This window comes from Pseudomonas sp. TSRC2-2 (genome assembly GCF_049897785.1).
Classification (GTDB): domain Bacteria; phylum Pseudomonadota; class Gammaproteobacteria; order Pseudomonadales; family Pseudomonadaceae; genus Aquipseudomonas.
The window spans coordinates 134,286-146,787 of the sequence record NZ_JAFCWZ010000005.1 but is presented as its reverse complement, the minus strand read 5'-3'; the positions used below and the strand labels follow the sequence as shown (position 1 = coordinate 146,787).

10 protein-coding genes, 3 tRNA genes and 1 riboswitch are annotated in these 12,502 nt (G+C 60.7%); of the genes, 12 read left to right on the top strand and 1 reads right to left on the bottom strand.

Annotation, left to right across the window (positions count from 1 at the left end; translation table 11 throughout):
- Positions 1 to 21 precede the first annotated feature (21 nt).
- The 5 genes from astA to astE all read left to right on the top strand — a co-directional run bounded on the left by astA (position 22) and on the right by astE (position 5,320).
- Entirely contained in the window at positions 22 to 1,047 is a 1,026-nt protein-coding gene (astA, locus tag ACP7D9_RS11750; RefSeq protein WP_426157561.1) for an arginine N-succinyltransferase, read from the top strand.
- Complete coding sequence (astD, locus tag ACP7D9_RS11745) at positions 1,044 to 2,513, top strand: succinylglutamate-semialdehyde dehydrogenase (protein WP_426157858.1); 1,470 nt, start codon at positions 1,044 to 1,046, stop codon at positions 2,511 to 2,513. The genes astA and astD overlap by 4 nt, the downstream gene beginning before the upstream one ends.
- 92 nt (positions 2,514 to 2,605) lie before the next feature.
- Complete coding sequence (gene astB / locus ACP7D9_RS11740; RefSeq protein WP_426157559.1) at positions 2,606 to 3,952, top strand: N-succinylarginine dihydrolase; 1,347 nt, start codon at positions 2,606 to 2,608, stop codon at positions 3,950 to 3,952.
- 57 nt (positions 3,953 to 4,009) lie between these two features.
- Entirely contained in the window at positions 4,010 to 4,300 is a 291-nt protein-coding gene (locus ACP7D9_RS11735) for a hypothetical protein (protein ID WP_016773591.1), read from the top strand.
- 12 nt (positions 4,301 to 4,312) lie between these two features.
- Positions 4,313 to 5,320, top strand: coding sequence for a succinylglutamate desuccinylase (astE, locus tag ACP7D9_RS11730; protein ID WP_426157556.1), 1,008 nt, complete (start codon positions 4,313 to 4,315; stop codon positions 5,318 to 5,320).
- A gap of 126 nt (positions 5,321 to 5,446) precedes the next feature.
- On the opposite strand, the gene ACP7D9_RS11725 is transcribed toward astE, so the two are convergent.
- Positions 5,447 to 5,956: a 6,7-dimethyl-8-ribityllumazine synthase gene (locus ACP7D9_RS11725; RefSeq protein WP_426157554.1), complete on the bottom strand. Its 510-nt coding sequence runs from the start codon at positions 5,954 to 5,956 to the stop codon at positions 5,447 to 5,449.
- 103 nt (positions 5,957 to 6,059) lie between these two features.
- Positions 6,060 to 6,231: riboswitch (FMN riboswitch) on the bottom strand.
- A gap of 302 nt (positions 6,232 to 6,533) precedes the next feature.
- Between ACP7D9_RS11725 and ltaE the strand changes: the two genes are divergently transcribed.
- The 7 genes from ltaE (at position 6,534) to ACP7D9_RS11690 (ending at position 12,493) form a co-directional block, all read left to right on the top strand.
- A complete protein-coding gene (gene ltaE / locus ACP7D9_RS11720) occupies positions 6,534 to 7,538 on the top strand; it encodes a low-specificity L-threonine aldolase (RefSeq protein ID WP_426157552.1) in 1,005 nt (334 codons plus the stop codon).
- A gap of 146 nt (positions 7,539 to 7,684) precedes the next feature.
- A complete protein-coding gene (gene alaS / locus ACP7D9_RS11715; protein WP_101155940.1) occupies positions 7,685 to 10,300 on the top strand; it encodes an alanine--tRNA ligase in 2,616 nt (871 codons plus the stop codon).
- Between the two features lie 90 nt (positions 10,301 to 10,390).
- On the top strand, positions 10,391 to 11,632 hold the full coding sequence (locus ACP7D9_RS11710) for an aspartate kinase (RefSeq protein ID WP_016773595.1): 1,242 nt from the start codon (positions 10,391 to 10,393) through the stop codon (positions 11,630 to 11,632).
- A 187-nt stretch (positions 11,633 to 11,819) separates the two neighbouring features.
- Positions 11,820 to 12,008: a carbon storage regulator CsrA gene (csrA, locus tag ACP7D9_RS11705; RefSeq protein ID WP_002554426.1), complete on the top strand. Its 189-nt coding sequence runs from the start codon at positions 11,820 to 11,822 to the stop codon at positions 12,006 to 12,008.
- A gap of 62 nt (positions 12,009 to 12,070) precedes the next feature.
- Positions 12,071 to 12,161: transfer RNA gene (locus tag ACP7D9_RS11700), tRNA-Ser, on the top strand.
- Between the two features lie 107 nt (positions 12,162 to 12,268).
- Positions 12,269 to 12,345: transfer RNA gene (locus ACP7D9_RS11695), tRNA-Arg, on the top strand.
- Positions 12,346 to 12,416: 71 nt separating this feature from the next.
- Positions 12,417 to 12,493 (top strand) — tRNA-Arg (locus ACP7D9_RS11690).
- Positions 12,494 to 12,502: the final 9 nt, after the last annotated feature.

The following is a 12,502-nucleotide window of genomic DNA, read 5'->3' as shown; positions in this document are numbered from 1 at the left end:
CGACCCGTTTGAGGAGATAGCATGATTGTTCGTCCCGTACGCAGCAGCGATTTATCCGCGCTGATCGACCTGGCCCGCAGCACCGGCACCGGCCTCACCACCTTGCCGGCCAACGAAGAACGTCTGGCCCATCGGGTCGGCTGGGCCGAGAAGACTTTTCGCGGCGAAGCCGGGCGTGGCGATGCGGACTACCTGTTCGTGCTCGAAGACGACGACGGCCGTGTGGTGGGCATTTCCGCCATCGCTGGCGCGGTCGGTCTGCGTGAGCCGTGGTACAACTTCCGCGTCGGCCTGACCGTCAGCGCCTCGCAGGAATTGAACATCTATCGTGAGATTCCGACGCTGTTTCTGGCCAACGACCTGACCGGCAACTCGGAGCTGTGCTCGCTGTTCCTGCACGCCAATTACCGCAGCGGTCTCAACGGCCGGATGCTGTCCAAGGCGCGCATGCTGTTCATCGCCGAGTTTCCGGAGCTGTTCGGTAACAAGATCATCGCCGAGATGCGTGGCGTGTCCGATGACGCCGGGCGCTCGCCGTTCTGGGAAAGCCTCGGCCGGCATTTCTTCAAGATGGAATTCAGCCAGGCCGATTACCTGACCGGCGTCGGCAACAAGGCATTCATCGCCGAACTGATGCCAAAATTCCCGCTATACACCTGCTTCCTCTCGCCGGATGCGCGCAATGTCATCGGCCAGGTTCACCCGGACACCGAGCCGGCACTGGCGATGCTCAAGAGCGAAGGTTTCAGTTATCAGGGTTACGTCGATATCTTCGACGCCGGCCCGGCCATCGAATGCGAAACCGGCAAGATCCGCGCGGTGCGTGACAGCGAAGCCCTCGTGCTGGCGGTCGGCACGCCGGGCGATGACGCCACGCCGTTCATCATCCACAACCGCAAGCGCGAAGATTGCCGCATCACCGCGGCGCCTGCGCGTCTGGCCGCCGGCACGCTGGTGGTCGATCCGCAGACCGCCAAACGTCTTCAACTCAGCGCCGGCGATCAGGTTCGCGCCGTGGCGCTGTCCGCTGCACGGGAGTCGAAATAATGAATTCGCTATACATCGCAGGTGAGTGGCTGGCCGGTCAGGGCGAAGCCTTCCAATCGCTGAACCCGGTGACCCAGCAAGTGCTGTGGGCGGGGGAGGGCGCTACTGCTGCGCAGGTCGAATCGGCGGTGCAGGCTGCTCGCCAGGCATTTCCTGAATGGGCACGTCATACCCTCGATGAGCGTATCAGCGTGCTCGAAGCCTTTGCGGCGGCGCTGAAAAATCATGCTGACGAACTGGCCCGCACCATCGGCGAGGAAACCGGCAAGCCGCTGTGGGAAGCCTCGACCGAAGTCACCAGCATGGTCAACAAGATTGCCATCTCGGTACAAAGCTATCGCGAGCGGACCGGCGAGAAGAGCGGCCCGCTGGGCGACGCCACTGCCGTATTGCGCCACAAGCCGCACGGCGTGGTCGCGGTGTTTGGGCCTTACAACTTCCCCGGTCACCTGCCCAACGGCCACATCGTCCCGGCATTGCTGGCCGGTAACACCGTGCTGTTCAAACCCAGCGAGCTGACGCCGAAAGTCGCCGAGCTGACGGTCAAGTGCTGGATCGAAGCCGGCCTGCCGGCGGGCGCGCTGAACCTGCTGCAAGGCGCACGGGAAACCGGCATCGCCCTGGCAGCGAACCCGGGGATCGACGGTCTGTTCTTCACCGGTTCGAGCCGCACCGGCAACCATCTGCACCAGCAATTCGCCGGTCGTCCGGACAAGATTCTTGCGCTGGAGATGGGCGGCAACAACCCGCTGGTGGTCGATCAGGTCGCTGATCTGGACGCGGCGGTGTACACGATCATTCAGTCGGCGTTCATTTCCGCCGGCCAGCGCTGCACCTGCGCCCGCCGTCTGCTGGTGCCGCAAGGCGCGTGGGGCGACAGCCTGCTCAAGCGTCTGGTGGAAGTCAGCGCGACCATCGAAGTCGGCGCGTTCGATCAACAACCTGCCCCGTTCATGGGCTCGGTGGTTTCCCTTGGCGCGGCAAAAGCGCTGATGGATGCACAGGAACATCTGCTGACCAACGGCGCAGTGTCGCTGCTGGAAATGACTCAGCCACAGGCGCAGTCGGCGCTGCTGACTCCGGGCATTGTCGATGTGACGGCGGTGGCCGAGCGTCCGGACGAAGAACTGTTCGGGCCGCTGCTGCAAGTGATCCGCTACACCGATTTCGCTGCGGCGATCACTGAGGCCAACAACACCGCTTATGGGCTGGCCGCCGGTTTGCTCTCGGATTCCGAAGCGCGTTATCAGCAGTTCTGGCTGGAAAGCCGCGCCGGCATCGTCAACTGGAACAAGCAGCTGACCGGCGCCGCGAGCAGCGCGCCGTTCGGCGGCGTCGGCGCCTCGGGCAACCATCGCGCCAGCGCCTACTACGCAGCGGATTATTGCGCGTACCCGGTGGCGTCGCTGGAAACTCCGAGCCTGGTGTTGCCTGCCGCCCTGACACCCGGCGTGAAAATGGCGTGATGCCCATTCGCGAGCAGGTCGAATCGTCGCACCTCGGTCGCAAAGAATAGTTACTGAAGCCTATAACAACAGATTCTCGTGGAGCCTCGCTGATGAAATCCTATGAAGTCAATTTTGACGGTCTAGTGGGGCCGACCCATAACTACGGCGGTCTGTCCTACGGCAACGTCGCCTCGCAGAGCAACAGTCAGCAATCCTCCAACCCGAAGGAAGCGGCGCTGCAAGGTCTGGCAAAGATGAAAGCGCTGATGGACATGGGCTTTCAGCAAGGCGTGCTGGCTCCGCAGGAACGTCCGGACGTGGCCGCGCTGCGCCGTCTGGGCTTCAGCGGCACGGACGCGCAAGTGATCGAGCGCGCCGCCAAAGAGGCGATGCCGCTGCTGGTCGCCAGTTGCTCGGCGTCGAGCATGTGGGTCGCCAACGCCGCCACGGTCAGCCCGAGCGCTGACACCGCTGACGGCCGCGTGCATTTCACCGCCGCCAACCTCAACTGCAAATACCACCGCAGTATCGAACACCCCACCACCAGCCGTGTGCTCGGGGCGATGTTCGCCAATCAACAGCACTTCGCCCATCACGCGGCATTGCCGGCAGTGGCGCAGTTCGGCGACGAAGGCGCGGCCAACCACACACGTTTCTGCCGTGAGTATGGCGAGGCGGGCGTCGAGTTTTTCGTGTTCGGCCGCAGCGCATTCGACAATCGTGTCCCGGCGCCGCAGAAATACCCGGCGCGCCAGACCCTCGAAGCCTCGCAAGCCGTGGCGCGCCTGCACGGTCTGCGTGAAGACGGCGTGGTCTATGCCCAGCAGAATCCCAATGTGATCGATCAGGGCGTGTTCCATAACGACGTGATCGCCGTGGGCAACGGTGAAGTGCTGTTCTATCACGAGGACGCGTTCCTTGAGACCGACAAGATGCTCGCCGAACTGCAAGGCAAACTGGCCAAGGTCGGCGGCCACTTCCAGTCCGTTTGCGTGCCGCGTTCGGCGGTCAGCGTCGACGACGCGGTGCGTTCCTACCTGTTCAACAGCCAGTTGCTGTCGCGTGCCGATGGCTCGATGCTGCTGATCGTGCCGCAGGAATGCCAGGCCAACGAGCGTGTCTGGGCTTATCTGCAAAGCCTGACCAGTTCCGGCGCAATGATCCGCGAAGTGAAGGTCTTCGACCTCAAGCAAAGCATGCAGAATGGCGGCGGCCCGGCGTGCCTGCGTCTGCGCGTGGCGCTGAATGAAACCGAACTGGCGGCCGTCAATCCAGGGGTTATCATGACGGCTCCGTTGTACGGTTCGTTGACCGCATGGGTTGAAAAGCACTACCGCGACCGTCTGAGCGAAACCGATCTGGCGGATCCGCAGTTGCTGCTTGAATGCCGGACGGCACTGGATGAACTGACGCAAATCCTTAAACTGGGCGCGGTTTATCCCTTCCAGATCAATTGATCGCCGGCGCGCTGCCTGAATGTGGCGCGCGGCGTGTCACCCCAAGAGAGTAAAAACATGAGCGATTCCCTGCAGCTGATCCTTGAAGACACCGACGGCACGCAATTGCAAACCTCGTGCACCCGCGTTGCGGTCATGTGGCAAGGCAAGGAGCTGTGGATCCAGCAGGACGGCCGTGGCCAGTTGCTGATCGGCGTGGACGTCGAGGAAGGTGACGAAGAGTACGCCAACCTGCTGCTGCGCCCATTGGCGACTAATCTGGTAAGTCTGCAACTGGAAATGGAACCGGCTGACCTCGGCGCTGACGAGGATCACGTACACGGCCCGGATTGCAACCACGACCATTAAGGAAACCGCTCTATGCTCGCCCTCGGCAAACTGCTTGAACTGACCCTCGCCGGCCGCGAACCGGCGGAGAAGACTCAACTGACTGTCGAAGGCGTGCGCATGCGCTGGTTGAGCGAAGGGGCGCTGGAAGTCCGGCCCCCGCAAGCGCGCGACAATGGCCTGGACCTGCTGCTGTCGGCGGGCATCCATGGCAACGAAACCGCACCGATCGAGTTGCTCGATCGGCTGCTGCACGACATCGCTCGCGGCGACTTGAAGCCGCGCGCACGCATTCTTTTTCTGTTCGGCAACCCGGAAGCGATTCGCAAAGGCGAGCGTTTCGTCGAGCAGGACGTCAATCGGCTGTTCAACGGCCGCCACGAACAAAGCAGCGGCTCGGAAGCATTGCGCGCCTGTGAGCTGGAACGGCTGGCGGCGAGTTTCTTCAGCAAGCCCGAGCGCCAGCGTTTGCACTACGACCTGCACACGGCGATTCGCGGTTCGAAGATCGAACAGTTCGCCTTGTACCCGTGGAAGGAGGGGCGCCAGCATTCCCGTCGTGAGCTTGCGCGCCTGCGCGCGGCGGGCATGGAGGCGGTGCTGTTGCAGAACAAACCGTCGATCGTGTTCAGCGCATACACCTACGACAAGCTCGATGCCGAGGCTTTCACCCTGGAACTGGGGAAGGCGCGACCGTTCGGGCAGAACGACGGCGTTAACGTTTCACTGCTGGAAACCCGTCTGAAGCAGATCATCGAAGGCACTGAGCCGGAGACGGAAGAGGGACTGGACGGCTTGCAGCTGTTCAGCGTGGCGCGGGAAATCATCAAGCACAGCGATGCGTTCCACCTGAACCTGCCGGCGGACATCGAAAACTTTTCCGAGCTCGAACCGGGTTATGTGCTGGCCGAAGACCTGGCCAATACCCGTTGGGTGATCGAAGAGCAGGGCGCACGGATCATTTTCCCCAACCCCAAAGTCAAGAACGGCCTGCGCGCTGGCATCCTGATCGTCCCGAGTACCGACGAAAACCTCGCCTGACCCAGGTTGTGATCGTTCCCACGCTCCGCGTGGGAATGCAGCCCGGGACGCTCCGCGTCCCAACAGCGGACGCAGAGCGCCCATTGAGGCATTCCCACGCAGAGCGTGGGAACGATCATGTAAGAATCAGACCGCTACAGCCTGCAGCTCGGTGCGGCGCAATGCCCGAATCTTCTGCAACGTATCGGCGCAAGTCCGCGCCGCTTCCTGACCCTTGTGCACAAAGTGTTCGAAGAAGAATTTCTGATGCTCTTCACCCGAATGGAAGTGATGCGGGGTCAGCGACACCGAGAACACCGGCACTTCGGTTTCCAGTTGCACCTGCATCAGGCCACTGACCACCGATTGCGCAACGAACTCGTGACGGTAGATGCCGCCGTCGACCACCAGGGCGGCGGCAACGATGCCGGCGTAACGGCCGGACTTGGCCAGCAGCTTGGCGTGCAGCGGCATTTCAAAGGCGCCGCCGACTTCGAAGAAATCGATGTCCGATTCCTGGTAACCCTGCACCAGCATTTCGGCGATGAAGCCTTTACGGCTCTGGTCGACGATTTCCTTGTGCCAGCAGGCCTGGATGAACGCGACGCGCCCGCCCTGTGGGTGTTTGCTTTTGCTGTCGATAGCGGTGGGTTGCATGTTCTGACTCCTGTTTGTGTGAAAAACAGGGCGTTATGAATCGAAAGGGATGCAAGGGTACGAGCGCACGCACGAATGCACGCGGACGGCCCTTTGGCTTCAATCCCGTTCTCTCTTCATCCGGACTATGACCGTCGGCCCCGGAATCACACCGGGTCTGCTGACCTTGCCGACGCACCCGACTCAAGTCGTGTGCAGCGCCAAGCGCTCGCGGGCTATGCGCATTGCGCGCAATTACCGCCGGTGGGGAATTGCACCCCGCCCTGAGAACGTTTTCGCCGCCCATTCTCGGGCGGCGCAGCGTTTTTAACACAGATTTTGAGCGCTTGCATACTCAATGCCGGCCGACCGAAATACAGAACCTGTGGGAGCGGGCTTGCTCGCGAAAGCGATTTAACCGTCAACGCAAATGTTGGCTGGCAGTCCGCCTTCGCGAGCAAGCCCGCTCCCACATGCATTGCACTTTCCTGAAGAGTAACGGGGCCTTTTCTCATTAAAGGCTTGAATAATCCGGCTCATGACCGCAGTAATTGACCTTCGTAAAGGGATTTCCCCCTGCTGACCAGAGGCCAGGTTCATGAGCGTTATCGATCTTCGCAGCGACACCGTCACCCAACCGACTCCCGCCATGCTCGATGCGATGACCGCAGCGGACACCGGGGACGATGTGTACGGCGAGGATCCGACGGTCAATCACCTCGAGGCCGAACTGGCCAAACGCCTGGGTTTTGCCGCCGCGCTGTTCGTGCCTACCGGAACCATGAGCAACCTGCTCGGCTTGATGGCGCATTGCGAGCGTGGCGACGAGTACATCGTCGGTCAGCAGGCGCACACCTATAAGTACGAAGGCGGTGGTGCGGCGGTGCTCGGTTCGATTCAGCCGCAGCCGCTGGAAGTGCAGGCTGACGGTTCGCTCGATCTGGAGCAGGTCGCGGCGGCGATCAAGCCTGACGACTTTCACTTCGCCCGCACGCGCCTGCTGGCGCTGGAAAACACCATGCAAGGCAAGGTGCTGCCGCTGGAGTATCTGGCCCGGGCGCGACGCTTCACTCAGCAGCACGGACTGCAATTGCACCTGGACGGCGCGCGCCTATATAACGCGGCGGTCAGACTCGGCGTTGATGCGCGGGAAATTACTCAGCATTTCGATTCGGTGTCGGTGTGCCTGTCCAAAGGTCTTGGCGCGCCGGTGGGCTCGGTGTTGTGCGGTTCCGAGCAACTGATCGGCAAAGCGCGGCGTTTGCGCAAAATGGTTGGCGGCGGCATGCGTCAGGCCGGGTTGCTGGCCGCGGCTGGCCTGTACGCGCTGGATCATCATGTTGAACGGCTGGCGGATGACCACGCCAACGCCCAGTTGCTCGCCAAGGGTTTGCGTGAGGCCGGTTTCGTCGTGGAACCGGTGCAAACCAACATGGTTTATGTGCAAATGGGCGACAAGGCCGAAGCGCTCAAGGCCTTTGCCGGCGAACGGGGGATCAAGCTCAGCGCCGCTGCGCGCTTGCGCATGGTCACGCACATGGACGTCAGCCGCGCGCAAATCGAGCAAGTGATCGCTACATTCGTCGAGTTTTCACGCCAGTGACAGCGTTAGCCGTCCAATTGACCGTTTCTATCGTATAAACACGCTGTACCCCGCGCGCAGGGCCGATATAATGCGGCCCTTTGCCGTCGCTTCGTCTCACGACGTTTCGAACAGGCCTTTGGCCGCAGCCTCCGTGGAAGAACCTAATGAAAAGCGCAGAAATCCGTGAAGCCTTCCTTCGCTTCTTCGAAGAGCAAGGCCACACCCGTGTAGCCTCCAGCTCTTTGATTCCGGGCAACGACCCAACCCTGCTGTTCACCAACGCGGGGATGAACCAGTTCAAGGACTGCTTCCTGGGCCAGGAAAAACGTGCGTACACCCGTGCCACCAGCAGCCAGAAATGCGTGCGCGCCGGCGGCAAGAACAGTGACCTGGAAAACGTCGGTTATACCGCCCGTCACCACACGTTCTTCGAAATGCTCGGTAACTTCAGCTTCGGCGATTATTTCAAGCACGACGCGATCACCTTCGCCTGGACCTTCCTCACCGGCGTGCTCAAGCTGCCAAAGGAAAAGCTCTGGGTCACCGTCTACGCCACCGACGACGAAGCGTATGACATCTGGACACAGAAAATCGGTGTGCCGGCCGAGCGCATGATTCGCATCGGCGACAACAAAGGCGCGCCGTACGCATCCGACAACTTCTGGACCATGGGCGACACCGGCCCGTGCGGCCCGTGCACCGAGATTTTCTACGATCACGGCGAGCACATCTGGGGCGGCCCGCCGGGTTCGCCGGAAGAAGATGGTGACCGCTACATCGAGATCTGGAACAACGTCTTCATGCAGTTCAACCGCACCGCCGATGGCGTGTTGCATCCGTTGCCAGCGCCGTCGGTGGACACCGGCATGGGCCTGGAGCGGATCAGTGCGGTGATGCAGCACGTCAATTCCAACTACGACATCGACCTGTTCAAGAACCTGCTGAAGGCTTCGGCCGAAGCGATCGGCTGCGAAAACGGCGATCAGTCGTCGCTCAAAGTCGTGTCCGACCACATCCGTTCCTGCGGTTTCCTGATCGCTGACGGCGTGCTGCCGTCCAACGAAGGTCGCGGTTACGTGCTGCGCCGGATCATCCGTCGCGCCTGCCGTCACGGCAACAAGCTCGGCGCCACCGGTAGTTTCTTCTACAAGATCGTCGCGGCGCTGGTTGCCGAGATGGGCGAAGCGTTCCCGGAACTGAAGAAGCAGCAGAGCAACATCGAGCGCGTGCTCAAGGCCGAAGAAGAGCAGTTCTCCAAGACTCTGGAGCACGGCCTGAAGATTCTCGAGCAGGATCTGGCCGAGCTCAAAGGCACAGTGGTGCCGGGCGACGTGGTGTTCAAACTCTACGACACCTACGGTTTTCCGATGGACCTGACCGCCGACATCGCCCGCGAACGCGGCCTGACCGTCGACGAAGCCGGCTTCGAACGCGAGATGGAAGCGCAGCGTGTCCGCGCGCGCTCGGCCAGCTCGTTCGGTCTGGACTACAACACCCTGGTCAAGGTTGACGTGGCCACCGAGTTCACCGGTTACGCCGCCACCAGCGGCTCGGCAAAAATCGTCGCCATCTATAAGGACGGTCAGTCGGTCGACGTACTGAGCGAAGGTCAGGAAGGCGTGATCGTGCTCAACCAGACGCCGTTCTACGCTGAGTCCGGTGGCCAGATCGGTGACTGCGGTTTCATTCAGGCCGGCAACAGCCGCTTCGACGTGCGTGACACCACCAAGACCGGCGGCGCATTCCTGCACCACGGTGTGCTGGCCTCGGGCAGCCTGACCATTGGCGCGCCAGTGGATACCCACGTCGACGCCGAAGTGCGTCACGCCACCGCGCTGAACCACTCGGCCACTCACCTGCTCCACGCTGCGTTGCGTCAGGTACTGGGCGAACACGTGCAGCAGAAGGGCTCGTTGGTCGACAGTCAGCGCCTGCGTTTCGACTTCAGCCACTTCGAAGCGATCAAGCCAGAACAGATCAAGCAGCTGGAAGACATTGTCAACGCCGAGATTCGCAAGAACTCCGCCGTTGAAACCGAAGAAACCGACATCGAAACCGCGAAGAACAAAGGCGCCATGGCGCTGTTCGGCGAGAAGTATGGCGACAGCGTGCGCGTGCTGAGCATGGGCGACTTCTCGGTCGAACTGTGCGGTGGTATCCACGCCAACCGTACCGGCGACATCGGCCTGCTGAAAATCATCAGCGAAGGTGGTGTGGCATCGGGCGTGCGTCGTATCGAGGCAGTCACCGGTGCTGCGGCGCTGGCCTACTTGAACGCGGCGGAAGAACAACTCAAGGAAGCGGCCAGCCTGGTCAAGGGCAGCCGCGACAACCTGATCGACAAGCTCTCGGCGGTACTGGAGCGCAACCGTCTGCTGGAAAAACAACTCGAGCAGTTGCAAGCCAAGGCTGCCAGCGCTGCGGGCGACGATCTGTCGGCCTCGGCGGTGGACGTCAAGGATGTGAAGGTGTTGGCCGCCCGTCTGGATGGTCAGGACGGCAAGGCGCTGCTGGCGCTGGTCGATCAGCTGAAAAACAAACTCGGCCGCGCAGTGATCCTGCTCGGCGGTGTCCATGAGGAAAAGGTCGTACTGGTTGCAGGCGTGACCAAGGACCTGACTGGCCAACTCAAAGCCGGTGATTTGATGAAACAGGCCGCTGCGGCAGTGGGCGGGAAGGGCGGTGGTCGTCCAGACATGGCGCAGGGCGGCGGTGTCGACGCCGCTGCGCTGGATGGCGCACTGGCGCTGACCGTTCCATTCGTCGAGCAGGCTTTATAAGACGGCTCGCCGGGCACGCAGTCTAGTGGCGGGCCCGGCGACTGTTCGAAAGATTATTGGGCGCCCTTCATGGGCAGAGGCGGCTTTGAAATGGCTTTGATCGTACAGAAATTTGGAGGCACCTCGGTCGGCACTGTCGAGAGAATCGAGCAGGTCGCCGACAAGGTTAAGAAATTCCGCGATGCCGGCGATGACCTGGTGGTTGTGCTGTCTGCAATGAGCGGCGAAACCAACCGTCTGATCGATCTGGCCAAGCAAATCAGTGGCGAGGCGCAACCGGTTCCGCGCGAGCTGGACGTGATCGTTTCCACCGGTGAGCAGGTAACGATTGCCCTGTTGGCCATGGCGCTGATCAAGCGCGGTGTGCCGGCGGTGTCGTACACCGGTAATCAGGTGCGGATCCTGACCGACAGTGCGCACAACAAAGCGCGTATCTTGCAGATTGATGACCAGAAGATTCGCGGTGATCTGAAGGCAGGTCGCGTGGTGGTTGTCGCCGGTTTCCAGGGCGTCGACGAGCACGGCAACATCACCACCCTCGGGCGCGGCGGTTCCGACACTACCGGCGTGGCATTGGCAGCAGCCTTGAAGGCGGATGAGTGCCAGATCTACACCGACGTCGACGGTGTCTACACCACCGACCCGCGTGTGGTGCCGGTCGCTCAGCGCCTGGACAAGATCACCTTCGAAGAGATGCTGGAAATGGCCAGCCTCGGTTCCAAGGTGCTGCAGATCCGTGCGGTGGAATTCGCCGGCAAGTACAACGTTCCGCTGCGCGTACTGCACAGCTTCAAGGAGGGTCCGGGCACCCTCATTACTATTGATGAAGAGGAAACCATGGAACAGCCGATCATTTCCGGCATCGCTTTCAATCGCGATGAAGCCAAGCTGACCATCCGTGGCGTGCCAGACACCCCGGGTGTGGCGTTCAAGATTCTCGGCCCGATCAGCGCCGCGAACATCGAAGTCGACATGATCGTGCAGAACGTCGCGCACGATAACACCACCGACTTCACCTTCACCGTACACCGCAACGACTACCAGGCCGCACAGACCGTGCTGGAAAACACTGCTCGCGAGATCGGTGCCCGCGAAGTCGTTGGCGACACCAAGATTGCCAAGGTCTCGATCGTCGGCGTCGGCATGCGTTCCCACGCAGGCGTGGCGAGCCGCATGTTCGAATCCCTGGCCAAGGAAAGCATCAACATCCAGATGATCTCGACCTCGGAAATCAAGGTTTCCGTAGTGATCGAAGAGAAGTACCTGGAACTGGCCGTGCGCGCGCTGCACACGGCTTTCGAACTGGATGCTCCGGCCCGTCAGGGCGAGTAATCCGATTCTGTAAAGGGCGCGGTCTTACCGCGCCCTTTATTTTTGAATGGCGTGAGCCCCGGAACTGTTCTTTTGCTCGCGCTGGTCAATACTCAGGCATGTAGGACTACGATCGCTGCGGTCGTAGGTCGGGTGCCTTTTTTTTGCAGACTGTTGTCCCTGAAATGAATGGCGTAAGGAGAAAGGTATGCTGATTTTGACTCGTCGGTGCGCGGAAAGCCTGATTATCGGTGACGGCGAAATCACCGTGACCGTGCTCGGCGTCAAAGGAAACCAGGTGCGTATCGGCGTCAACGCTCCTAAAGAGGTTGCGGTGCACCGTGAGGAAATTTACCTGCGTATAAAGAAAGAGAAGGACGAAGAACCAAGCCATTAATTTTTATCGATTTTTATGTTTGCAAACGGGGAAGAAGCTGGTTAATATACGCCCCGTGTTGCGGAGAGCTGGCCGAGTGGCCGAAGGCGCTCCCCTGCTAAGGGAGTACACCTCAAAAGGGTGTCGGGGGTTCGAATCCCCCGTTCTCCGCCATTATTTGCTTAGTACGTTGTAATCTGGCTTCTTCTGTAAGTTGTTGAAATTACTAGAAAAAGTGTTTGACATAGAGATTAGACGGCCTATAATGCGCGGCAACAAATGCACTCGTAGCTCAGCTGGATAGAGTACTCGGCTACGAACCGAGCGGTCACAGGTTCGAATCCTGTCGAGTGCACCATTTAAGAGTTATTTGCTGTAAGGTGAGTAACTCGGTTTCAGCCAGTTGTGGTCTGGTTTAAAAACACAAATGCACTCGTAGCTCAGCTGGATAGAGTACTCGGCTACGAACCGAGCGGTCACAGGTTCGAATCCTGTCGAGTGCACCATATACCAAG